The organism is Streptococcus oralis subsp. oralis, from assembly GCF_002096595.1.
GTDB classification, from domain to species: Bacteria; Bacillota; Bacilli; order Lactobacillales; family Streptococcaceae; genus Streptococcus; species Streptococcus oralis_D.
In genome coordinates this window covers 378,842-401,650 of the sequence record NZ_NCUR01000010.1, presented here as the reverse complement: position 1 = coordinate 401,650, position 22,809 = coordinate 378,842, and the positions used below count along the sequence as shown (strand labels likewise).

Annotated in this window: 23 protein-coding genes; 17 read left to right on the top strand and 6 right to left on the bottom strand. The window is 40.7% G+C overall.

The features are described 5' to 3' along the window. Window positions 1-69 precede the first annotated feature (69 nt). Window positions 70-1,632 (bottom strand): glutamine-hydrolyzing GMP synthase, encoded by a 1,563-nt coding sequence (gene guaA / locus B7714_RS06355; protein ID WP_084859998.1) that lies wholly within the window; start codon window positions 1,630-1,632, stop codon window positions 70-72. Window positions 1,633-1,772: 140 nt separating this feature from the next. Here guaA and B7714_RS06350 point away from each other — a divergent pair, with 140 nt between their 5' ends. The 11 genes from B7714_RS06350 to B7714_RS06300 all read left to right on the top strand — a co-directional run bounded on the left by B7714_RS06350 (window position 1,773) and on the right by B7714_RS06300 (window position 10,892). Next, window positions 1,773-2,471, top strand: a complete 699-nt coding sequence (locus tag B7714_RS06350) for a GntR family transcriptional regulator (protein ID WP_084859997.1) — start codon at window positions 1,773-1,775, stop codon at window positions 2,469-2,471. 135 nt (window positions 2,472-2,606) lie between these two features. After that, a complete protein-coding gene (locus B7714_RS06345; protein ID WP_000169096.1) occupies window positions 2,607-3,893 on the top strand; it encodes a peptidase U32 family protein in 1,287 nt (428 codons plus the stop codon). Between the two features lie 14 nt (window positions 3,894-3,907). Beyond that, the gene (locus B7714_RS06340) at window positions 3,908-4,219 is read left to right on the top strand and encodes a CHY zinc finger protein (RefSeq protein ID WP_084859996.1); all 312 of its coding nucleotides are present in this window, start codon (window positions 3,908-3,910) and stop codon (window positions 4,217-4,219) included. 231 nt (window positions 4,220-4,450) lie between these two features. Next, on the top strand, window positions 4,451-4,651 hold the full coding sequence (locus B7714_RS06335) for a F0F1 ATP synthase subunit C (protein WP_001054551.1): 201 nt from the start codon (window positions 4,451-4,453) through the stop codon (window positions 4,649-4,651). 32 nt (window positions 4,652-4,683) lie between these two features. Next, window positions 4,684-5,400, top strand: a complete 717-nt coding sequence (gene atpB, locus B7714_RS06330; protein WP_000392937.1) for a F0F1 ATP synthase subunit A — start codon at window positions 4,684-4,686, stop codon at window positions 5,398-5,400. Between the two features lie 18 nt (window positions 5,401-5,418). Next, window positions 5,419-5,913: a F0F1 ATP synthase subunit B gene (gene atpF / locus B7714_RS06325; protein WP_000366311.1), complete on the top strand. Its 495-nt coding sequence runs from the start codon at window positions 5,419-5,421 to the stop codon at window positions 5,911-5,913. Continuing rightward, entirely contained in the window at window positions 5,913-6,449 is a 537-nt protein-coding gene (locus B7714_RS06320) for a F0F1 ATP synthase subunit delta (protein ID WP_000359021.1), read from the top strand. The genes atpF and B7714_RS06320 overlap by 1 nt, the downstream gene beginning before the upstream one ends. Window positions 6,450-6,463: 14 nt before the next feature. After that, on the top strand, window positions 6,464-7,969 hold the full coding sequence (atpA, locus tag B7714_RS06315) for a F0F1 ATP synthase subunit alpha (RefSeq protein WP_000996615.1): 1,506 nt from the start codon (window positions 6,464-6,466) through the stop codon (window positions 7,967-7,969). A 15-nt stretch (window positions 7,970-7,984) separates the two neighbouring features. Further along, on the top strand, window positions 7,985-8,863 hold the full coding sequence (locus tag B7714_RS06310; RefSeq protein WP_000301234.1) for a F0F1 ATP synthase subunit gamma: 879 nt from the start codon (window positions 7,985-7,987) through the stop codon (window positions 8,861-8,863). Between the two features lie 192 nt (window positions 8,864-9,055). Then, complete coding sequence (atpD, locus tag B7714_RS06305; RefSeq protein ID WP_000094372.1) at window positions 9,056-10,462, top strand: F0F1 ATP synthase subunit beta; 1,407 nt, start codon at window positions 9,056-9,058, stop codon at window positions 10,460-10,462. 10 nt (window positions 10,463-10,472) lie between these two features. After that, window positions 10,473-10,892 (top strand): F0F1 ATP synthase subunit epsilon, encoded by a 420-nt coding sequence (locus tag B7714_RS06300; RefSeq protein ID WP_000940836.1) that lies wholly within the window; start codon window positions 10,473-10,475, stop codon window positions 10,890-10,892. Between the two features lie 33 nt (window positions 10,893-10,925). On the opposite strand, the gene B7714_RS06295 is transcribed toward B7714_RS06300, so the two are convergent. Next, complete coding sequence (locus B7714_RS06295) at window positions 10,926-11,939, bottom strand: lactonase family protein (protein WP_000665595.1); 1,014 nt, start codon at window positions 11,937-11,939, stop codon at window positions 10,926-10,928. A gap of 144 nt (window positions 11,940-12,083) precedes the next feature. On the opposite strand from B7714_RS06295, the gene B7714_RS06290 reads away from it, so the two are divergent. From B7714_RS06290 to B7714_RS06265, 6 genes are all read left to right on the top strand, one after another. Beyond that, window positions 12,084-13,250, top strand: a complete 1,167-nt coding sequence (locus B7714_RS06290; protein WP_049489993.1) for an AI-2E family transporter — start codon at window positions 12,084-12,086, stop codon at window positions 13,248-13,250. Next, window positions 13,240-14,469: a tetratricopeptide repeat protein gene (locus B7714_RS06285; protein WP_001065986.1), complete on the top strand. Its 1,230-nt coding sequence runs from the start codon at window positions 13,240-13,242 to the stop codon at window positions 14,467-14,469. Before B7714_RS06290 ends, B7714_RS06285 begins: the two co-directional genes overlap by 11 nt. Window positions 14,470-14,760: 291 nt before the next feature. Beyond that, the gene (locus B7714_RS06280; RefSeq protein WP_084859995.1) at window positions 14,761-16,560 is read left to right on the top strand and encodes a Spy0128 family protein; all 1,800 of its coding nucleotides are present in this window, start codon (window positions 14,761-14,763) and stop codon (window positions 16,558-16,560) included. Between the two features lie 387 nt (window positions 16,561-16,947). Further along, window positions 16,948-17,589 carry an amino acid ABC transporter permease gene (locus tag B7714_RS06275; protein ID WP_000121156.1) on the top strand — a complete coding sequence of 214 codons (642 nt, stop codon included), beginning with the start codon at window positions 16,948-16,950 and terminating at the stop codon, window positions 17,587-17,589. Between the two features lie 10 nt (window positions 17,590-17,599). Next, the gene (locus B7714_RS06270) at window positions 17,600-18,229 is read left to right on the top strand and encodes an amino acid ABC transporter ATP-binding protein (RefSeq protein ID WP_049478011.1); all 630 of its coding nucleotides are present in this window, start codon (window positions 17,600-17,602) and stop codon (window positions 18,227-18,229) included. A gap of 15 nt (window positions 18,230-18,244) precedes the next feature. Beyond that, the gene (locus B7714_RS06265) at window positions 18,245-19,084 is read left to right on the top strand and encodes an amino acid ABC transporter substrate-binding protein (RefSeq protein WP_084859994.1); all 840 of its coding nucleotides are present in this window, start codon (window positions 18,245-18,247) and stop codon (window positions 19,082-19,084) included. Between the two features lie 74 nt (window positions 19,085-19,158). On the opposite strand, the gene lysS is transcribed toward B7714_RS06265, so the two are convergent. The 4 genes from lysS to B7714_RS06245 all read right to left on the bottom strand — a co-directional run bounded on the left by lysS (window position 19,159) and on the right by B7714_RS06245 (window position 22,735). Then, on the bottom strand, window positions 19,159-20,649 hold the full coding sequence (gene lysS, locus B7714_RS06260; RefSeq protein WP_084859993.1) for a lysine--tRNA ligase: 1,491 nt from the start codon (window positions 20,647-20,649) through the stop codon (window positions 19,159-19,161). A 138-nt stretch (window positions 20,650-20,787) separates the two neighbouring features. Then, complete coding sequence (locus tag B7714_RS06255) at window positions 20,788-21,411, bottom strand: histidine phosphatase family protein (protein ID WP_049478014.1); 624 nt, start codon at window positions 21,409-21,411, stop codon at window positions 20,788-20,790. Further along, window positions 21,411-21,893: an aminoacyl-tRNA deacylase gene (locus tag B7714_RS06250; RefSeq protein WP_049478015.1), complete on the bottom strand. Its 483-nt coding sequence runs from the start codon at window positions 21,891-21,893 to the stop codon at window positions 21,411-21,413. Before B7714_RS06250 ends, B7714_RS06255 begins: the two co-directional genes overlap by 1 nt. Then, window positions 21,893-22,735, bottom strand: a complete 843-nt coding sequence (locus B7714_RS06245; protein WP_049505956.1) for a DUF368 domain-containing protein — start codon at window positions 22,733-22,735, stop codon at window positions 21,893-21,895. The genes B7714_RS06250 and B7714_RS06245 overlap by 1 nt, the downstream gene beginning before the upstream one ends. Window positions 22,736-22,809: the final 74 nt, after the last annotated feature.

Sequence of the window (22,809 nt, the reverse complement as noted above, 5' to 3'; positions counted from 1 at the left end):
AATTTATACCATTCTAACTTCTATAAACCCGATAGAATCGGTGTAAAACATTCATTTTTACTTTCTATATTATTCCCACTCAACTGTTGCGGGTGGTTTGCTTGTAATGTCGTAGACGATACGGTTAACGTGATCCACTTCATTTACGATACGTACAGAAATCTTTTGAAGGACATCCCAAGGAATTTTGGCAAAGTCAGCTGTCATACCATCGATAGAAGTGATTGCACGAATGGCGATTGTGTAGTCATAAGTACGACCATCACCCATAACACCGACTGAACGAACACCTGTGTTGACAGTGAAGTATTGCCAGATATCGCGGTCAAGACCAGCTTTAGCGATTTCTTCACGTAGAATAGCATCAGACTCACGAACAGTTTCTAGTTTTTCTTCAGTGATTTCACCCATGACACGGATAGCAAGTCCTGGTCCTGGGAATGGTTGGCGCCATACGATGTGGTCTGGCATACCAAGCTCTGTACCGAGGGCACGGACTTCGTCTTTATAAAGAGTGTTCAATGGTTCAATCAGTTCAAACTGCATGTCTTCTGGAAGACCACCAACGTTGTGGTGTGATTTGATGGTTTGAGCAGTATCTGTACCAGACTCAATCACGTCAGTGTAAAGCGTTCCCTGAGCAAGGAATTTCACATCTTTTAGCTTGCTTGCTTCGTCATCAAAGACATAAACAAATTCGTTACCGATGATTTTACGTTTTTGCTCAGGATCAGAAACACCTGCAAGTTTGTCAAGGAAGCGTTTTGCAGCGTCTGCTTTGACGATATTCAAACCAAACTTACCACCAAGCATGTCCATAACTTGGTCAGCCTCTCCCTTACGGAGAAGACCGTGGTCTACAAAGATACAGATTAATTGATCACCGATTGCTTTTTGAAGAAGAACTCCAACAACAGAAGAGTCAACACCACCTGATAGCCCGAGAAGAACACGCTTGTCACCTACAGTTTCACGGATTTTATTGATCTGCATATCGATAAAGTTGTCCATTGACCAATCGCCTTTAGCCTTACAGATGTTGAGGGCAAAGTTGCGAAGGATATCATTCCCGTATACAGAATGGCGCACTTCTGGGTGGAATTGGATACCATAGATGTGCTTTTCTGGATTTTCAATAGCTGCATAAGGACAGTCAGCAGAAGTTCCAGTACGAACAAAATCAGCAGGAATTTCAGTAACCGCATCACCATGGCTCATCAAAACAATCTGTTCTTCAGGAGTCCCTTCAAAGAGGGCAGAAGGAGTGTGAGTAAGTGGGGATTGACCATACTCGCGGTTTCCAGCATCACCTGCTGGGACAACCTTACCTCCAAGTTTGTGGGTAAGAAGTTGCATACCATAGCAGATTCCCAAAATTGGAATACCAAGTTCAAAAATTTCTGGGTCAATATCAAATGAACCTTCTTCGTAAACAGAGTTTGGTCCACCTGAGAGAATGATCCCTACAGGGTTAATCGCACGAACCTCTGCTGCTGAAATCTTGTGGCTTTTTAGCTCTGAAAAAACACCAATTTCACGGATACGGCGTGAAATTAGCTGGTTGTATTGGCTACCATAGTCTAGTACGATGATTTTTTCGACATCTTGCAAATCAGTTGAAATCTTGCTCATCTTTTTCCTTTCTCAAAAGAAATATCTTTTTCAATATTCTATCACAAATAGGGGCGAATTACCAACTAAACAAGGCAAAGTTTGACTTTTTCTTAGCAAATACGGTACAATGGAGAAAATAAAGAAAAGAAGTGAGAATCATGTTACCAGCTTATATGAAAATCCACGATCAGATAAAAAAAGATATCGACGAGCATCGTTGGATGATAGGAGAAAGACTGCCAAGTGAACGGGATCTTGCAGACCAGTTTCAAGTCAGTCGGATGACTTTGCGACAAGCCATCTCTCTCTTGGTTGAGGAAGGAGTTTTGGAGCGTCGTGTAGGAAGTGGCACTTTTGTCTCTAGCACTCGTGTCCAAGAAAAAATGCGGGGCACCACTAGTTTTACGGAGATTGTCAAATCCCAAGGGAAAGTTCCCTCTAGTCAGCTCATTTCCTATAGAAGAACTATTCCCAACGAGCAGGAAGTGGCAAAGCTAGGTATTTCACCAACTGAGAATATCATCCGTATGGAGCGGGTTCGGTATGCCGATCAAGTTCCTCTGGTCTATGAAGTTGCTTCTATTCCCGAAAAGTTTATTAAGAATTTTAAAAAAGAAGAAGTAACCAGTCATTTCTTTCAGACCTTGCAGCAATATGGCTACCGGATTGGCAAATCCCAACAGACCATTTATGCGAGATTGGCTAAGGAAAAGATTGCTCACTATCTAGAAGTCGAAAAGGGGCATGCCATTTTAGCCTTGACTCAGGTCTCTTATCTTGAAGATGGGACGGCTTTCGAGTATGTTAAGAGTCAATACGTGGGCGAACGCTTTGAATTTTATCTTGAAAATAACTAGTCTAGAAAGGCTAGTTTTTGTTTTAGAAAAGATTAGAATTGTCAAAACAATCTGGCTAGGCTTGATTTTATCCATTATTTACTATAAAATGAGAAGGAAAAACGTCAAACTTTTATATTGCAAATAGGAGAAAAAATGACAAAAACATTAAAACGCCCTGAGGTTTTATCACCTGCAGGAACTTTAGAGAAGCTGAAAGTAGCTGTTCAATATGGTGCGGATGCAGTCTTCATTGGTGGACAGGCCTATGGTCTTCGTAGCCGTGCTGGAAACTTTACCTTTGAACAGATGGAAGAAGGAGTCCAGTTTGCTGCTAAGTACGGTGCCAAGGTCTATGTGGCTGCTAACATGGTTATGCACGAAGGAAACGAAGCTGGTGCTGGAGAATGGTTCCGTAAGTTGCGTGACATCGGGATTGCCGCAGTTATCGTGTCAGATCCAGCCTTGATTATGATTGCAGCAACTGAAGCACCAGGTCTTGAAATCCACCTTTCAACCCAAGCCAGTGCGACCAACTATGAAACTTTAGAGTTCTGGAAAGAACTTGGTCTAACTCGCGTGGTTTTGGCCCGTGAAGTTTCAATGGAAGAATTGGCAGAGATTCGCAAACGTACTGATGTAGAAATTGAAGCCTTTGTCCATGGAGCCATGTGTATTTCTTACTCAGGTCGCTGTACGTTATCAAACCACATGAGTATGCGTGATGCCAACCGTGGGGGCTGTTCTCAGTCTTGTCGTTGGAAATACGATCTTTATGACATGCCTTTTGGTCAAGAACGTAAGAGTCTGAAAGGTGAAATTCCAGAAGAATTTTCGATGTCAGCCGTTGACATGTCCATGATTGACCATATTCCAGATATGATCGAAAACGGTGTAGACAGTCTCAAGATTGAAGGTCGTATGAAGTCGATCCACTATGTTTCAACTGTGACCAACTGTTACAAGGCGGCTGTAGATGCTTATCTCGAAAGTCCCGAGAAATTTGAAGCCATCAAACAGGACTTGGTAGACGAGATGTGGAAGGTTGCCCAACGTGAATTGGCAACAGGTTTCTACTACGGTACACCGTCTGAAAACGAACAGTTGTTTGGCGCTCGTCGTAAAATTCCTGAATACAAGTTTGTCGCTGAAGTGGTTTCGTATGATGATGCGACTCAAACGGCAACCATTCGTCAACGGAATGTTATCAATGAAGGAGACCAAGTTGAGTTTTACGGACCAGGTTTCCGACATTTTGAAACTTATATCGAAGATCTTCATGATGCCAAGGGCAATAAAATAGACCGTGCTCCAAATCCAATGGAACTCTTGACAATCAAGGTTCCACAACCTGTTCAAGCAGGGGATATGGTCCGCGCTCTCAAGGAAGGGCTCATCAACCTCTATAAGGAAGACGGGACAAGTGTTACAGTTCGTGCCTAGATAAGGAAAAGGGAATGATACAAGCTCAAGGTTTGTTAGTTGATAATGAAGGTAGATGTATTCATTACCATGGTGAAAAGGATATCGTTTCCCTCCAGTGTTATGAGTGTAAAAAATACTATGCTTGTTATCAGTGCCACAATGCTATGGAAACGCATTTGTTTTCGCCCTATCCCTTGATGCTTTCTGAGGATCGACCGATCTTATGTGGGGGTTGTAAGAGGACAATGACTTTCCAAGAATACCAAAAACAGATGGCTTGTCCTTACTGCAGTGCACCATTTAATCCAGGTTGTAAACAACACTATTCCTACTATTTTAAATAAAATGAATCGATCCAAGTTCTTAACTTGGATTTTTCAGTTTGTTTCAGAAAATAGAGTAAAATCAAGAAAAATTCGCAATCTAAAATGGAAAAACTTTCTATAGAATGGGGTAAAAACAGCAAAAATAGAAATAAATCATATGAAACGCTTTCAATGTTAGTAAAAAGTTGACAAAAACAAATTTTAGGACTAAACTAAGGAAGTAAATTTAAATAAAAAGGAGAATTCATCATGAATTTAACATTTTTCGGTCTATGTCTTGCCTGTATGGGTGTATCCCTTGCAGAAGGATTTTTGATGAACGGTTTGTTCAAGTCTGCAGCACGCCAACCAGACATCATCCCACAATTGCGTAGTTTGATGATCATGGGGATTGCCTTTATCGAAGGAACATTCTTTGTAACCTTGGCGATGTCATTTGTCATTAAATAGACAACTCTATTTAGAAATGGAGGTGTCAAACCATGGAAGAAAGTTTGAATCCAACCGTTAATATTGGACCAATATCCTTTGATTTGACCCTGCTTGCCATGTCTCTTGTAACTGTTTTGATGGTTTTTGCCTTTGTCTACTGGGCAAGTCGTAAAATGACCATCCGTCCAAAGGGCAAACAAAATGCTCTTGAGATGATTTACGACTTTGTGATTGGTTTTACCAAACCAAACATTGGAGAATCATACATCAAGGATTATTCCTTATTTCTGTTTTCTCTATTTCTGTTTATCTTGGTTGCCAATAATATCGGCTTAATGGCAAAAGTACAAACAACAAACGGTTATAACTTGTGGACTTCCCCAACAGCCAACCTTGGATACGATTTATCCCTATCATTCTTGATCACTTTGATCGCCCATGTAGAAGGAGTTCGTCGTAGAGGCGTTAAAGAATATTTGAGAGCATTTGTTACACCTGGCTTTATGACTCCGATGAACATTTTAGAAGAGTTCACCAATTTTGCTTCCTTGGCGATTCGGATCTACGGAAATATTTTTGCCGGTGAGGTCTTAGCTGGATTGCTATTAGCCTTGTCACAAAATGCTTTGTATTGGTATCCTTTTGCCTTTATCGCAAACATGTTATGGACAGCCTTTTCGATTTTCATTTCATGTATTCAAGCCTATGTCTTTACCATGTTGTCATCGATGTACATTGGTAAGAAGATAAATGCTGGGGAAGAGTAAGTAGAGGAGGATTAGAAGATGGATTTAACTATTAGTACCATTATTGGTGACTTTATTCTTATCGCTGGTTCCTTCCTTTTATTAATTTTTTTAGTGAAAAAATATGCCTGGGGAAATCTTACCAATATTTTAGATGAACGTGCTGAAAAAATTTCTTCAGATATTGACGGAGCAGAAGCTGCCCGTAAGAAGGCCGAAGAACTCGCTAGCAAACGTGAAGCTGAGTTGGCAGGTAGCCGTTCGGAAGCTAAGACAATTATCGAGAATGCAAAGGAAACAGCTGAGAAAAGTAGAGCTGACATCTTGGCTGAGGCGAAACTGGAAGCAGGACGCTTGAAAGAAAAAGCTAACCAAGAAATTGCTCAAAATAAAGCGGAAGCTTTACAAAGCGTTAAGGGTGAGGTAGCAGATTTGACGATTAGTCTCGCTGGTAAAATCATCTCACAAAACCTTGACGGACAAGCCCATAAAGAACTCATTGATCAGTACATCGATCAGCTAGGAGAAGCTTAATGGACAAAAAGACAGTAAAGGTAATTGAAAAATACAGCATGCCTTTTGTCCAATTGGTGATTGAAAAGGGAGAAGAAGACCGTATCTTTTCTGACTTAGCTCAAATCAAGCAAGTCGCAGAAGAAACAGACTTGCCTTCTTTTTTAGGTCAAGTGGCAGTAGGTGAGTCGGATAAGGAAAAAACCGTTCGTTTCTTCCAAGACTCAGTGTCACCATTAATGCAAAACTTTTTTCAGGTGCTGCTATACAATCACAGAGCAAATTTATTTTATGAAGTAATTGTAGATTGTTTGAGTCGACTTGAAAAAGAAACGAATCGATTTGAAGTAACGATTGCCTCCGCTCATCCATTAACAGATGACCAGAAGGCGCGATTGCTTCCTTTGATTGAGAAAAAAATGTCTCTGAAAGTTCGGACTATCAAAGAACAAATCGATGAAAGTCTCATTGGTGGTTTTGTCATTTTTGCCAATCACAAGACAATTGATGTGAGTATTAAACAGCAACTTCGTGTTGTTAAAGAAAATTTGAAATAGAAAGTGGTGTTCTTTTGGCAATTAACGCACAAGAAATCAGCGCTTTAATTAAGCAACAAATTGAAAATTTCAAACCCATTTTTGATGTGACTGAAACTGGTGTTGTAACCTATATCGGGGACGGTATTGCGCGTGCCCACGGCCTTGAAAATGCCATGAGTGGAGAGCTCTTGATTTTTGAAAACGGCTCTTATGGTATGGCGCAAAACTTGGAATCAACAGACGTTGGGATCATCATTCTCGGTGACTTCACGGATATCCGTGAAGGAGACACTATCCGTCGCACGGGTAAAATCATGGAAGTTCCTGTCGGTGATAACTTGATTGGACGTGTTGTGGATCCACTTGGTCGTCCCGTTGATGGTCTCGGAGAAATCCATACTGACAAGACTCGTCCAGTAGAAGCACCAGCTCCTGGTGTTATGGAGCGTAAGTCTGTATCAGAACCATTGCAAACAGGTTTGAAAGCTATTGACGCCCTTGTACCGATTGGTCGTGGTCAGCGTGAGCTGATCATTGGTGACCGTCAGACAGGGAAAACAACCATTGCAATCGATACCATCTTGAACCAAAAAGGGCAAGATATGATATGTATCTATGTAGCGATTGGACAAAAAGAATCAACAGTTCGTACACAAGTAGAAACACTTCGTCAGTACGGTGCCTTGGATTACACAATCGTTGTGACAGCCTCAGCTTCACAACCTTCTCCATTACTCTTCCTTGCTCCATATGCAGGGGTCGCTATGGCAGAAGAATTCATGTACCAAGGCAAGCATGTTTTGATCGTTTATGATGACCTATCTAAACAAGCGGTAGCTTATCGTGAACTTTCTCTCTTGCTCCGTCGTCCACCAGGTCGTGAGGCCTTCCCAGGGGATGTCTTCTACCTTCACAGCCGTTTGCTTGAGCGCTCAGCCAAAGTTTCTGACGAGCTTGGTGGTGGATCAATCACAGCCCTACCATTTATTGAGACGCAAGCAGGAGATATCTCTGCCTATATCGCAACCAACGTGATTTCTATCACTGACGGACAAATCTTCCTTGGAGATGGACTCTTTAACGCAGGTATTCGCCCAGCTATTGATGCGGGTTCATCTGTATCTCGTGTAGGTGGTTCTGCTCAGATTAAAGCCATGAAGAAGGTTGCTGGTACTCTTCGTATCGACCTTGCTTCATACCGTGAGTTAGAAGCCTTCACTAAGTTCGGTTCGGACTTGGATGCGGCTACTCAAGCTAAGTTGAATCGTGGTCGTCGTACGGTAGAAGTATTGAAACAACCTGTTCACAAGCCTTTGCCTGTTGAGAAACAAGTGACGATCCTGTATGCTTTGACACACGGATTCTTGGATACAGTTCCTGTAAATGACATTGTTCGTTTTGAGGAAGAGTTCCATGCCTTCTTTGATGCACAACATCCAGAGATTTTGGAAACCATTCGTGAAACAAAAGACTTGCCAGAAGAAGCAGTCTTGGATGCTGCGATTACAGAGTTTCTCAATCAATCCAGCTTCCAATAAGAATAGAGGTGTCAGATGGCAGTATCTCTAAATGATATTAAAACAAAAATCGCCTCAACAAAAAATACTAGTCAAATCACTAATGCCATGCAAATGGTATCGGCTGCCAAGTTAGGTCGCTCTGAAGAAGCAGCACGCAATTTTCAAGTTTATGCTCAGAAGGTTCGTAAGCTTTTGACGGATATTCTACATGGTAACGGATCTGGTGGCTCTACCAATCCAATGCTCATTAGTCGTCCAGTTAAGAAAACAGGCTATATCGTTATTACTTCAGACCGTGGCTTGGTTGGAGGTTATAATGCTTCCATCCTTAAAGCTGTGATGGAGCTGAAAGAAGAATATCATCCAAATGGTGATGACTTTGAAGTTATCTGTATTGGTGGTATGGGGGCTGATTTCTTTAAGGCTCGTGGCATTCAACCAATCTATGAATTGCGGGGCTTGGCCGACCAACCAAGTTTTGATGAAGTTCGTAAAATTATTTCAAAAACGATTGAGATGTACCAAAATGAACTCTTTGATGAACTTTATGTTTGCTATAATCACCACGTCAATACGCTTACCAGCCAAATGCGTGTGGAGCAAATGCTTCCGATTGTTGACCTCGATCCAAATGAAGCAGATGAGGAGTATAGCTTAACCTTTGAGTTGGAAACGAGCCGTGATGAGATTCTAGAGCAGTTGTTGCCACAGTATGCCGAAAGTATGATTTACGGGGCTATTATCGATGCCAAGACAGCTGAAAATGCTGCAGGTATGACAGCTATGCAAACGGCGACTGATAATGCCAAGAAAGTTATCAATGATTTGACAATCCAGTATAACCGTGCCAGACAGGCGGCGATTACACAAGAAATTACAGAAATCGTAGCGGGGGCTAGTGCCTTAGAATAAGGCTTTAGTCCAGCTCGTATGAAAATGAACTTATACTCAATGAAAATCAAAGAGCAAACTAGGAAGCTAGCTGTAGACTGTACTTGAGTACGGTAAGGCGACGCTGACGTGGTTTGAATTTGATTTTCGAAGAGTATTAGGACCTAGTTGAGCTAGGAACCGACAGTATCTTATATAGAATAGGAGAAGGAGATGAGTTCAGGTAAAATTGCTCAGGTTATTGGACCCGTTGTAGACGTCTTGTTTGCAGCAGGGGAAACACTTCCTGAGATTAACAATGCACTTGTCGTCTACAAGAATGACGAAAGAAAAACAAAAATCGTCCTTGAAGTAGCCTTGGAGTTGGGAGATGGTATGGTCCGTACGATCGCCATGGAATCAACAGATGGTTTGACTCGTGGAATGGAAGTTTTGGACACAGGCCGTCCAATCTCTGTTCCAGTAGGTAAAGAAACTTTGGGACGTGTCTTCAATGTTTTGGGAGATACCATTGACTTGGATGCTCCTTTTGCTGAAGACGCTGAGCGTCAGCCAATTCATAAAAAAGCTCCGACTTTTGATGAGTTGTCTACCTCTTCTGAAATTCTTGAAACTGGGATTAAGGTTATCGACCTTCTTGCCCCATACCTTAAAGGGGGGAAAGTCGGACTCTTCGGTGGTGCCGGAGTTGGTAAAACCGTATTGATCCAAGAATTGATTCACAATATTGCCCAAGAACACGGTGGGATTTCCGTATTTACTGGTGTTGGGGAACGTACCCGTGAGGGGAACGACCTCTACTGGGAAATGAAAGAATCAGGCGTTATCGAGAAAACAGCCATGGTATTTGGTCAGATGAATGAACCACCAGGAGCACGTATGCGTGTTGCCCTTACTGGTTTGACAATTGCCGAATACTTCCGTGATGTAGAAGGCCAAGATGTGCTTCTCTTTATCGACAATATCTTCCGTTTCACTCAAGCTGGTTCAGAAGTATCTGCCCTTTTGGGTCGTATGCCTTCAGCCGTTGGTTACCAGCCAACACTTGCTACTGAAATGGGTCAATTGCAAGAGCGTATCACGTCAACTAAGAAGGGTTCTGTAACCTCTATCCAAGCCATCTATGTGCCTGCGGATGACTATACTGACCCGGCGCCAGCAACAGCCTTCGCTCACTTGGATTCAACAACAAACTTGGAACGTAAGTTGGTACAGTTGGGTATCTACCCGGCCGTTGACCCTCTAGCTTCAAGCTCTCGTGCCTTGGCACCTGAGATTGTTGGTGAGGAGCACTATGCAGTTGCTGCTGAGGTTAAACGTGTCCTTCAACGTTACCATGAATTGCAAGATATCATTGCTATCCTTGGTATGGATGAACTTTCTGATGAAGAAAAAACCTTGGTTGCACGTGCCCGTCGTATCCAGTTCTTCTTGTCTCAAAACTTTAACGTTGCAGAACAATTTACTGGTCAACCTGGTTCTTATGTACCAGTAGCGGAAACAGTTCGTGGCTTTAAGGAAATTCTTGAAGGAAAACATGACCAGCTACCAGAAGATGCCTTCCGTGGTGTCGGTTCAATCGAAGACGTCATTGCTAAGGCAGAAAAAATGGGATTTTAAGAGGTGATCTATGGCTCATTTAACTGTCCAGATCGTGACACCAGATGGCCTCGTCTATGATCACCATGCCAGCTTTGTATCGGTACGAACTCTGGATGGTGAGATGGGGATCTTGCCACGACATGAAAATATGATTGCGGTTTTAGCGGTTGATGAAGTGAAGGTGAAACGTATCGATGATGATACTCATGTGAACTGGATTGCAGTGAACGGAGGAATTATCGAGATTGCTAATGATATCATTACTATTGTAGCAGACTCAGCAGAGCGTGCTCGTGATATTGATATCAGTCGGGCAGAACGTGCGAAACTTCGCGCTGAACGAGAAATCGAAGAAGCCCATGACAAGCACTTGATTGACCAAGAACGTCGCGCAAAAATCGCATTGCAACGTGCTATCAACCGTATCAATGTCGGAAATAGACTATAAAAAAAATGAACTTGAAACTCAAGTTCATTTTTTTTAATGTGGGAAGTTGATGCAGACTGCTTCAGGGACATGGAAGTCGTTAGAAAGCTCTGCAAGACGGCCACTTTTAGGATTGCGCTTAAAGACCGTTGCGTTATCAGAATCTTGATGAACAGCAATGAGAAACTCTTGATCAGGAGTTAGGTCGAAATCACGTGGATTTTTACCATGGCTTGGTACAATCTCTAATAATTCCAAGCTACCATCAGCGAGGATTGTATAGACTGCAATGGAATCATGACCTCGGTTGGATGCATAGAGGTATTTTCCATCTTTTGAAAGACGAATGGCAGCAGTAGCATTAAAGCCTTCATATCCATCTGGTAAAGTTGAAATAACTTGCATGCGTTCAAATTCACCAACCCCATCATAAATCAAGACCTCTATGGTGCTATTCAGTTCGCAGATGAGATAGGCAATCTTATAGTGGTGGTGGAAAACGATGTGGCGAGCACCTGCTCCAGCTTGGCCGTGATAAGTGTGGAGCTTACTTAGTTTTCCTTCTGGACTAACATCGTAGGTCGTTACTTCATCTGTACCTAGATCACAGGTGACGAGATACTGGTCAGGTGTTAGATCTGTAAAGTGTACATGTGGAGAAGTTTGGTTTTCATGAGGGCCTTGTCCTCTATGCTGATCTAGATCCGTTTGGATGAGGCTACCATCCGTTTGGCGCTTATAAACTAGAACTTGGCCTTTGTGGTAGTTAGCTCCGTATACGAGACCACGTTTTTCATCCACTGCCACATAGCAATGGGGAGCGCCTTCTTCAACCACATGATTTAGCAAAGCGCCATCTGTCTTGTATGCAGCGATTCCACCTAAGCCATCCTGGCTTCCTACGGTGTATATGTGTTGCTGTTGGTCAAAGGCAAGGTAGGTCGGACTTGGTTCAGCAGCAAAGAGTTCAAGATCTGCAAGCTGGCCTGTTTCTGTATCAAAATCTGCCTTGTAAATCCCTTTAGATAAGCGACGAGTGTAAGTTCCAAAATAAACAGTTTCTTTCATGTCCATACCTCTTAATAATGATAAGTTCATTATACCACAAAATGGCAGTCATGAAGCATCAGATTCATCCATGTAAGCACTTTAAAAAAGAGTTATTTTAGTCTAAAAATGGTATAATGAGAGAATGACAGAAAGGATGTATTTATGGAACATAAAGAGAAACATTTTAGCCTATCTTGGTTTTTTAAGTGGTTTTTAGATAATAAAGCCATCACTGTATTTTTAGTAACCTTGTTACTGGGGCTAAACATTTTTATTCTAAGTAAGATTAGTTTTATCTTTTTACCGGTATTGGACTTTTTAGGGGTTGTCATGTTGCCAGTTATTTTATCTGGTTTACTTTATTACCTCCTCAATCCGATTGTGGACTGGATGGAGAAGCACAAGATCAATCGTGTTCTTGCTATCAGTATTGTTTTTGTCATTATTGGAATTTTTATCATTTGGGGGCTGGCAGTCGCTATTCCAAATCTCCAACGCCAGGTCTTAAATTTTGCGAAGAATGTGCCGACATACCTGGAAGATGCTGATAAGGTGATCAATGACCTTGTAACCAAACGCTTGCCAGATGATTTTAGACCACAGTTGGAGCAGGTTCTTTCCAATGTTTCTAGTGAGGCGACCATGTGGGCCAGCAAAATCTCTTCTCAAGCTGTTAACTGGGTTAGCGCCTTTATCAGTAGCGTTTCCCAAGTCATTGTAGCGGTTATTATCGTACCCTTCATGCTCTTTTATCTTTTGAGAGATGGGAAAGGCTTGCGAGATTACCTGACTAAATTCATCCCAAACAAGTTAAAAGAACCTGTCGGACAAGTTTTGTCAGATGTTAATAAACAGTTGTCAAACTATGTTAGAGGACAGGTTACAGTTGCTATTATCGTGGCAATTATGTTTATTATCTTCTTTAAGATTATTGGTCTCAGATATGCTGTGACTCTTGGAATTACGGCTGGTATCCTCAATCTAGTACCTTACCTGGGTAGTTTTCTAGCGATGTTGCCTGCTTTGGTTTTGGGCTTAATAGCGGGGCCTGTCATGCTTTTGAAAGTGATTATTGTCTTTATTGTTGAACAAACGATTGAAGGTCGCTTCGTTTCTCCGCTTATTTTAGGTAGTCAGCTAAACATTCATCCAATCAATGTCCTCTTTGTTCTCCTAACTTCAGGTTCTATGTTTGGTATTTGGGGAGTCTTGCTGGGAATCCCTGTCTATGCCTCTGCCAAGGTCGTTATTTCAGCTATCTTTAACTGGTACAAAAAAGTTAGCGGTCTGTATGAAGAAGAAGGGGAGGAAATCAAAAGTGAACAATAGTCAACGTATGCTCCAGGCTTTGGATGAACAGAATTTAACCAAAGCGGATCAGTATTTTCACAAAGCCCTCGAAACAGATTCAAGTGAGGTTCTTTACGAACTAGCAAACTATCTAGAGGGAGTTGGCTTTTATCCTCAAGCAAAAGAAATTTACCAACATATCGTTACAGAATTTGCAGAAGTGAATCTGAACTTAGCCAGCATTGCTAGTGAGGATGGCAATGTTGAGGAAGCCTTTGCTTACCTTGAGGAAATCACACCCGAAAGTGACTGGTACGTATCGGCCTTGGCCTTGAAGGCAGACCTCTATCAGTTGGAAGGATTGACAGATGTAGCACGTGAAAAGTTACTGGAAGCCTTAAACTACTCAGATGATGCCTTATTAGTTTTTGGTTTGGCTGAGTTGGATAGCGAGCTAGGGAATTATCAGGAAGCTATTCAGGGCTATGCTCAATTAGACAATCGCTCCATCTATGAGCAAACGGGTGTCTCAACCTATCAGCGAATTGGCTACGCTTATGCCCAGTTAGGTAAGTTTGAAGCTGCAACTGAATTCTTAGAAAAAGCTTTAGAATTAGAATACGATGACCAAACTGCCTTTGAACTGGCTAGTCTTTACTTTGATCAGGAAGAGTATCAAAAATCTGTTCTTTACTTTAAGCAGATTGATACCATCTCACCTGATTTTGAAGGATATGAGTATGGTTATAGTCAAGCCTTGTACAAGGAACATCAGGTGGAAGAGGCCCTTCGTATCGTTAAACAAGGTTTGGAGAAAAATCCGTTTGAAACTCGGCTCTTACTAGCTGCTTCACAGTTTTCGTATGAATTACATGATCCTAGTGGTGCTGAGCAGTTTCTTCTTACTGCAAAAGAAGATGCAGAGGATACAGAAGAAATTTTCCTTCGCCTTGCAACCATTTATATGGAACAAGAGCGGTATGAAGATATCATCGCTCTCCAAAGTCAAGAACCTGAAAATCTCTTGACCAAGTGGATGATTGCCCGTTCTTACCAGGAAATCGAGGATTTAGATAAGGCCTATGAGCTCTATCAGGAACTATCGCTTGATCTCAAGGATAATCCTGAATTTCTGGAGCAGTATACTTATCTCCTACGTGAATTGGGATATTTTGAAGAAGCCAAAGTGCAAGCTGAAGCTTATTTAAAACTCGTTCCAGATGATGTTCAAATGCAAGAACTCTTAGAAACACTTTAAGGATTTCTAATTTTTGTAAAATCTTATTAACAGAAACGAATGACTTTAAATGAATGATTTGAAAGACCTCATAGGTCTTTTCTTTTTTACTAATATAATATAAATGTTAGAGCTTCTTATAGCTAATTTAGATGAAGTTTTGAACGATGAAAGCCTGCTACACCCTATAAAATAAGAGTTTAAAGGTATGGTTTGAACATCGAACTACTATGAAATACTTGACAAATTTATATAAGAATATATAATAATAAATAGGGGAATCTATCCCCAAAAATAAAGGAGGCAAATGTTGTGAAAAAGATTAATAAAAAACTTTCTCATGCATTCATGGCGCTATTGTTAGTAGCTTCAGTATTTATCCCAGTACTAAGAACTAGCAATGTGGTTAAAGCTGCTGAACTATCATCTAGTAGCTATACGCTAACGACAGTACCGACAATTAACAATAATAAGTTAGTTGATGGTGCAGAGTATGGTGAAGGGAAATTTTACCTTCAAACCACTTACAAATTCGACAACTCAACAACGTTGAAGAATGGTGACTTTATGGTTTATAAAGTTCCAAATGAATTCAAAATTGAATCAGATTCAACTACTGAAATCTTTGGTAACGATGGAGTCACTAAGGTTGCTGAGTTAACGACAAATAAGTCTGCAAATACAGCGACTGTGACGGTAAGTAACGAAGATTATTTTGCTAACTTACCTGAGGAGAAACAAATTTCGGCCTTATTTACTGTTGTATGGGCTGATAATGTTGAACTCAATAAGTCGTATCCAATCGACATTCCTGGAGCAGGAGTATACAATTTGACTCGTATTGTTCCAGATGAGGATCCAACAGGATTTACTAAATGGGGAGTTCAAGATACGAACGATCCAAATTATATTAATTGGTATATTCGCGTAAACAAATATGCTAATCCTTATGAAGGTGTTTCGATTCAAGATACAATCCCTGAAGGACAAGTATTAGCTAGTGAGATTACAGGTTACTACTTTACTGAATGGGGTAAGGATGAGCCTCATCCTCTTTTGAATCCAAGTCACATTGTTGTTCAAGATTCTAATCGCTTCACTATTACTCCAAATGGTAATGGCGATCTAACCAACCAAGGTTTGTATGTAGTTTATAAGACTCGTATCACCGCTCCAGTTGATAATACAACGAAGAAAGCTTTCAATAACGTTAAAATTACGACTTCGTCTGAAAACTTTGATGTAGAAGGTTTTGCACCATTAACCACAACTGAAGGTATTAGTTCAGGTTCACGTTCTACAGAAGTTTCATTTGAGGTTTCTAAGCAGTTAAAAGGAAAAGACTTAGCTGCTGAAGAATTTAGCTTCCAACTACTTGATCCAAACGGATCAGTTGTGGAAACTGTTAAGAATGATAAAGATGGCAAAGTGAAATTTAAAGCCGTTAAATTCTCTACAGTGGGTACGTATAAGTATCAGATCAAAGAAGTTAATGATCAAAAACCAGGTTTTGCTTACGATGATAAGACTATTAACGCAGAAGTTACTGTAACAGATGTTTATGGTGAGAAGTTTGCAAGTGTTAAATATGACAATAAAGTTTTTGTAAATTCGTATTCTGCTAAATCTGCAACAACTTCAATTACTGCTAAAAAAGTCCTAAATGGTAAAACTCTTGAGGCAGATAAATATGAATTTGAATTGAAAGAAGGTGACAATCTTGTAGCAACAGCTAAGAATGCTGCAGACGGAACAGTTGCTTTCCCAGCAATTGAATACACTACTGCAGGAACTCACACATACACGATCACTGAAAAAAATGGTAGCGAAACTGGTGTAACTTATGATAAAAATGCTTATACAGTAACAGTAAAAGTTGTAGACAGTGGTCAAGGTCAACTTGTAGCAACAGTTACAGGTAATAATCCAACCATCACAAATACTTATGCTGCTGAGACTCCGGGTTCTTCTGATAACAAACCTAAACAACCAGAAGAAAATAAAGAACTACCAAATACTGGTACATCTGAAATGACTATCTTGCTTACTGTTGTAGGAGTAGTACTTGCATTTGGTTCCATTCTCTTATTCCGTTTCAAAAAAGTTAAATAATCTAGTTGAAAAATTTTGATGCCTTTGCTATGGCATCATCAAAGAGCCACTTGTATGGATAGTAGAAATGATACTATTCTTATAAAGTGGTTCTTTTTTATATCTCTAGAGGTATGAAGTGAATGAGAGAAAACAGCGTTCTGTATCAATGAAATCTTTATAGATATTTGATAAAAAAATTTGATCATGGTTCTCTCAGAATTAGAAGTTAAACCTATATTCGAGTCTAGAATCCTTATAATTCTTCTAATTTTTTAAGATGATATTTCGCTCTGATTTCTTAGATAAAGGTGTATAGTTCAAGAATTATAGAATTTTTTTACAAAAAACCTTGCTAAATTGTTTATTTATGCTATAATAGGAACAATAATTTTTAGGAGGTGCAGTATGTCTTATATGTTTGAGATATTACCAAGTTTATTGAATGGTGCAAGTATGACTCTTCAAGTCTTTGCTCTGGTCTTGATCTTTTCAATTCCTTTAGGTATTGTCGTTGCCTTTGCTTTGCAAGTTCGTTGGAAACCCCTCCATTATCTGATTGACCTTTATATTTGGGTGATGCGAGGGACTCCCTTGCTCTTGCAATTAATCTTTATTTACTATGTTCTTCCTAGCATTGGGATACGTTTAGATCGTTTGCCTGCTGCTGTGATCGCTTTTGTATTGAACTATGCAGCCTACTTTGCAGAAATCTTTCGTGGAGGGATTGAAACCATACCTAAAGGTCAATATGAGGCTGCTAAGGTCTTGAAGTTTAGTCCTTTTGACACAGTGCGCTATATTATTTTGCCTCAGGTTACAAAGATTGTCTTACCGAGCGTCTTTAATGAAATCATGAGTTTGGTCAAGGATACTTCATTGGTTTATGCCCTTGGGATTTCAGATTTGATTTTGGCAAGTCGGACAGCAGCCAATCGAGATGCTAGTCTTGTTCCTATGTTTTTAGCTGGAGCGATTTATTTGATTATGATTGGTCTTGTAACCATTGTAGCGAAAAAACTTGAGAAGAAGTACAGTTATTACAGATAGGAGGATTGCTATGTTAGAATTACGAAACATCAACAAGGCCTTTGGTGGCAAACAAATCTTAACCAATTTCAGCCTATCAATTCCTGAAAAGCAAATCCTTGCAATCGTAGGTCCATCAGGAGGCGGAAAGACAACCCTATTACGTATGCTAGCTGGATTAGAAACCATCGATTCTGGAGAAATCTACTATAACGGCGAATCGCTAGCTATAGACGAACTAGAAAAGCGCAATCTTCTGGGATTTGTTTTCCAAGATTTTCAACTCTTTCCACATTTGTCAGTTCTAGATAACTTAACTCTGTCGCCCATAAAAACGATGAGCATGGAGAAGGAAGTTGCTGAGAAGAGGGCGCGTGGTTTGTTAGAACAGCTTGGGTTAGCTGGACATGCAGATGCCTTTCCATTCTCACTTTCAGGTGGGCAAAAACAACGGGTGGCCTTAGCACGCGCCATGATGATAAACCCAGAAATTATTGGATATGATGAGCCTACATCAGCCTTAGACCCAGAATTGCGATTAGAAGTAGAAAAACTTATCCTTCAAAATAAAGAGCGTGGGATGACCCAGATTGTTGTGACCCACGATCTTCAGTTTGCGGAAAACATTGCTGATCAGATCCTTAAGGTTGATCCAAAGTAGGACTAGGAGGTGCCTATGAAGAGAAAGAAAATTGCCCTTGTACTTGCTCTGTTCTTTAGCTTCTTCCTGACGGCTTGTACTCAGAAGGCAAGTGATCCAAATCAGGATAATTGGGCCAAATATCAAAAACAGGGAAGCATTACCATTGGCTTTGACAATACCTTTGTTCCCATGGGATTTGAGGAAAAGAATGGCCAGTATGCAGGCTTTGATATTGACCTGGCCCAAGCTGTTTCTGAAAAGCTAGGAATTCAGATTAAATTTCAACCCATCGACTGGGATATGAAAGAAACCGAGCTACAAAATGGTACCATTGATGCCATCTGGAATGGCTATACAGCTACAGATGAACGGAAAGAGAAGGTTGCTTTTACCATTCCTTACATGGAAAATCAACAAGTTTTGGTCTCTAAAAAGTCTCAAAATATCCACTCAATTCAGGATATGACTGACAAAGTTTTAGGGGCCCAGGCAGGATCTTCTGGCTATTTGAATTTTGAAGGACAACCCGAACTACTCAAGAGTCGAGTGAAAGACCAGAAAGCCAATCAATACCAAAGTTTCAATGAAGCCTTGATTGATTTGAAAAATGATCGGATTGATGCCTTGTTGATTGACCGGGTATATGCCAATTATTATCTCCAGTCTGAAGGGATATTAAGCGACTACAATGTCTTTTCAGCTGGATTTGAAAGTGAAGCTTTTGCAGTGGGTGTTAGACCTGCTGATAAAACTTTGCTAGCTGCTCTGAATCAAGCCTTTGTATCACTATACCAAGAAGGAAAATTCCAAGAAATCAGCCAGAAATGGTTTGGGGAAAATGTAGCAACCAGTCAAGTTAAAAATCAAGAATAAGAAAAGAGATTGAGTTTTTCCTCAGTCTCTTTTTGCGTCGAAAAATCCTCTGGCAAGTACCAGAGGATAAGAGTTTATTTCATTGTTGGGAAGAGCAATACGTCACGGATAGTAGTTGTATCAGTGAGGAGCATGCAGAGACGGTCGATACCGATACCCAAACCACCTGTTGGTGGCATACCGTATTCAAGAGCTTCGATGTAGTCGTAGTCAATACCAGTTGCTTCATCATCACCAAGCTCTTTAGCTTTAGCTTGAGCTTCAAAACGGCTAAGCTGATCTATTGGGTCGTTCAACTCTGTAAAGGCATTACCGTATTCCTTAGTCATGATAAAGAGCTCGAAACGGTCAGTAAAGCGTTCGTCTTCAGGATTTTTCTTAGCGAGTGGAGAGACAGCTACTGGATGACCGTAGACAAAGGTTGGTTGAATCAAGGTTTCTTCAACGAACTCTTCAAAGAAGGCGTTGATAATGTGACCAACTTCAGTGTAGTGTTTTTCAACTGGAACTTTCTTCTCAGTAGCGATAGTTTTAGCTTCCTCGAAAGTCATGTCTTGCCAGAAATCAACACCAGTAATTTCCTTGATAGCATCCACCATGTGAACACGTTTAAATGGTTCGTTGATCTTAATTTCAGTACCTTGATAGTTAACTGGACCATCACCTTTAACTGATTTAGCAGCGTGTTGGATAATACCTTCCGTCAAGTCCATGATATCTTGGAAGTCTGCATAAGCTTGGTAAACTTCGATAGAAGTGAATTCAGGGTTGTGAGTAGCGTCCATTCCTTCGTTACGGAAGATACGGCCAATTTCATAGACACGTTCCATACCACCAACGATAAGACGTTTTAAGTGAAGCTCGGTCGCGATACGAAGCACCATGTCAATGTTCTGTGCATTGTGGTGAGTGATAAATGGACGAGCAGCAGCACCACCGGCTTCATTATGAAGAACAGGTGTTTCTACTTCAAGGAAACCTTTTTGATCAAGATAACGACGGATTTCAGAGATAATCTTTGAACGAGTAACAAAGCGTTCAAAGCTTTCACGGTTAGAAATCAAGTCAAGGTAACGTTTACGGTAAATTGTTTCAACGTCTGTCAAACCGTGGAATTTCTCTGGAAGCGGGCGAAGTGCTTTAGACAAGTGAGTGATGTGAGTTGCCTTGATAGAAAGTTCTCCCATATCTGTACGCATCACTTCACCTTCGACACCAAGGAAGTCACCCAGGTCTGCTTTTTTGAAGATTTCGTAGTTTTCTTCACCGACTTCGTCTTTACGAACGTAGATCTGGATTTGACCTTCTCGGTCTTGAAGATGGGCAAAGCCAACTTTCCCTTTTCCACGTTTGGTTACTAAGCGTCCAGCGATAGTAGCAGTTTCATTTAATTCATGTAATTGTTCTTTATCAAGTTCTGCAAATTTGTCTTTTAGCTCTTGTGAGTTAGCAGTACGTTCAAAACGTTTTCCGAAGGGATCGATTCCTTGTTCACGGAGCGCAGCCATTTTTTCACGGCGAACGATCTGCTGGTCATTTAGTTCTTCCATATGTTCTGTAGACATGGGTTCCTCCTAATTTTACTCAAAATTTGATACGATGAGTCATTTTTTGCGATACTCCCATTTTATCATAAATAGCAGAGAAATTCACGGATATTCTTTGAAAACTAAAAAGAACTTGACTATTAAGATCAAGTTCCATTATTTTTCTTGATAGGAAGTGTCATTCCATCTTTCCAGAGTGAAGGTTTCAAAATCATCGGTCTCTAAAACTGTCAGACTAGCATTGGCCAAGCCTCCTTCTTTGCGGAGGTGAGCCTCTTTATAGCCTAATAGAGTACGAAGGCTAGCAGTGAGATTTGCCCCATGACCAACGATCAGAATGTTTTCAGCCGGACTTCCTTTCAGAGATTTGATAAACTGAATGGTTCGGTGAGTCGTAGAGTAGAGAGATTCGGCTTCAAACATCCTCGTATCAAACCGAGCTAGATTAGAGCGAAAGGCCTTTATTTGTTCTGGGTAGATGGCATTAAGCGTAGCGATTTTTAATCCCTCTAGTTTGCCAAGTTGCCATTCACGTAGGTCAGGAATGCTCTTTAAAGGACAAGGGGACTGGAGTTGACTTTGGATTATTTCAGCAGACTTAACTGCTCTGGGTAAGTCACTAGAATAAATCGTATCAAAAGGAATTTCCTTGAGATACTGCCCCAGTTGTTTTAAAACGTCAGTGGACTCTGGAAGAAGGGGAGAGTCACCGCTAGCACCTTGAAAACGTCCTTCAAGATTCCAGACAGTCCGACCATGACGGACAAAATAGAGTTTCATCAGTTGTTTTCCTCCAAGATATCAGCGAAGTCCGCTTTTACAAAGCTGGCTAAGTCTTGAGGTCGGATGATGATACTGTGCCCGACTTCTCCAGCAGAGACAATCATTTTGTCTAAATCCAAAGCAGTCTGATCAATAAAAATAAGATAACTATGTTTTTGGCGAATGCCGACGGGGTTATTAGCCCCATGAATATAGCCTGTCGTTTTTTCTAGGTCTTTTTGTGGAATCATGCTCACTTTTTTATTACCAGAAACCTTTGCTAGTTTTTTCTCAGCGAGGTGTTCTGTTATGGGAACGATTCCGATGATTGGGCCTGTCTTGTCTCCCAGCAGAGCCAAGGTTTTAAAGATATGTGTTCGATCATATTCCGAAGGAAGTTCACCCTCAAGCGCGTTGATCTGAATACCAGTATGGTCAATACCCGCCTTGGTCAAGATTTGCTCGACCAAGGTTTTCTTAATCTTCACTTTCTTTGCCATTATTTATACTTATCCTCCAATTGACTCATCCAGATACCAAGCCAAATTCCAAGCGCAAAGAAGAAGGCGATGAGAACATAGCTCACAATAGAAAGTCCAGTGTATTGGATACTTTCAGCATTTCCAGCATTTGGAATCAAAATTAAGAGAGTACTTGAAAGAACAATTCCAATGATAAAGTGATAAACACGGGAGTGGTAGTTGTTTAAGGCATGGTCCATTAATTTTGAAAAGATAATAAGAGTTGCTCCTGCACCAATCCCAATAGGAAGGAAGGTTCCGAATAAATCAAAGGTCTTAAAACCAGTTAGCATTGGAGCGTACAGTCCTAAAATCAAGAGTAGATTTGACGGACTTAAACCAGGCACCAAAACACCTAGAGCTAAAAGAGCACCCGCTAAGATGAAACTAGCGAAACTAGCACTGAGAGAACCAACAACAAAGTTTAGCGCGTAGAGTCCTAGGCCTGAAAGGATAAAGGTAGTCCAGAACCAGACTAGGTCAATCTTGTCACGATCAGATTCTCGAGTAGATTCTTTAAGGAGGCTAGGAACCGTACCGATGATAGCTCCAGCAAAACTCCATAAAACATAGACTTGGTAATTTTCTAGCAGATACTCGATTGGATAAGAAAACAAACCAATGCCTAGCAACATCCCGATTGCTACTGGGATAAAGTATAGGACATTCTCTTTAAAATCCTTAAAGGGATGAGCCAGAAAGCTAATCATTCGCTCGTAAATTCCCAAAATAGCTGCTAAAACACCGCCAGAAATTCCAGGTAGGATAAATCCTAAGGCGATGACGATTCCTTTAATAACTCTTGCAATCCATGAAAACATCATAAAATCCTCAATTTCATAAAATTCTTTCTCTATTCTATCAATTATAACACAGACGAGAAGAAAATGAAAAA

Coding starts and splice junctions, on each gene's coding strand:
- guaA (WP_084859998.1), bottom strand. CDS start 1,632: ATGAGCAAGATTTCAACTGATTTGCAAGATGTCGAAAAAATCATCGTA.
- B7714_RS06350 (WP_084859997.1), top strand. CDS start 1,773: ATGTTACCAGCTTATATGAAAATCCACGATCAGATAAAAAAAGATATC.
- B7714_RS06345 (WP_000169096.1), top strand. CDS start 2,607: ATGACAAAAACATTAAAACGCCCTGAGGTTTTATCACCTGCAGGAACT.
- B7714_RS06340 (WP_084859996.1), top strand. CDS start 3,908: ATGATACAAGCTCAAGGTTTGTTAGTTGATAATGAAGGTAGATGTATT.
- B7714_RS06335 (WP_001054551.1), top strand. CDS start 4,451: ATGAATTTAACATTTTTCGGTCTATGTCTTGCCTGTATGGGTGTATCC.
- atpB (WP_000392937.1), top strand. CDS start 4,684: ATGGAAGAAAGTTTGAATCCAACCGTTAATATTGGACCAATATCCTTT.
- atpF (WP_000366311.1), top strand. CDS start 5,419: ATGGATTTAACTATTAGTACCATTATTGGTGACTTTATTCTTATCGCT.
- B7714_RS06320 (WP_000359021.1), top strand. CDS start 5,913: ATGGACAAAAAGACAGTAAAGGTAATTGAAAAATACAGCATGCCTTTT.
- B7714_RS06310 (WP_000301234.1), top strand. CDS start 7,985: ATGGCAGTATCTCTAAATGATATTAAAACAAAAATCGCCTCAACAAAA.
- atpD (WP_000094372.1), top strand. CDS start 9,056: ATGAGTTCAGGTAAAATTGCTCAGGTTATTGGACCCGTTGTAGACGTC.
- B7714_RS06300 (WP_000940836.1), top strand. CDS start 10,473: ATGGCTCATTTAACTGTCCAGATCGTGACACCAGATGGCCTCGTCTAT.
- B7714_RS06295 (WP_000665595.1), bottom strand. CDS start 11,939: ATGAAAGAAACTGTTTATTTTGGAACTTACACTCGTCGCTTATCTAAA.
- B7714_RS06290 (WP_049489993.1), top strand. CDS start 12,084: ATGGAACATAAAGAGAAACATTTTAGCCTATCTTGGTTTTTTAAGTGG.
- B7714_RS06275 (WP_000121156.1), top strand. CDS start 16,948: ATGTCTTATATGTTTGAGATATTACCAAGTTTATTGAATGGTGCAAGT.
- B7714_RS06270 (WP_049478011.1), top strand. CDS start 17,600: ATGTTAGAATTACGAAACATCAACAAGGCCTTTGGTGGCAAACAAATC.
- B7714_RS06265 (WP_084859994.1), top strand. CDS start 18,245: ATGAAGAGAAAGAAAATTGCCCTTGTACTTGCTCTGTTCTTTAGCTTC.
- lysS (WP_084859993.1), bottom strand. CDS start 20,649: ATGTCTACAGAACATATGGAAGAACTAAATGACCAGCAGATCGTTCGC.
- B7714_RS06255 (WP_049478014.1), bottom strand. CDS start 21,411: ATGAAACTCTATTTTGTCCGTCATGGTCGGACTGTCTGGAATCTTGAA.
- B7714_RS06250 (WP_049478015.1), bottom strand. CDS start 21,893: ATGGCAAAGAAAGTGAAGATTAAGAAAACCTTGGTCGAGCAAATCTTG.
- B7714_RS06245 (WP_049505956.1), bottom strand. CDS start 22,735: ATGTTTTCATGGATTGCAAGAGTTATTAAAGGAATCGTCATCGCCTTA.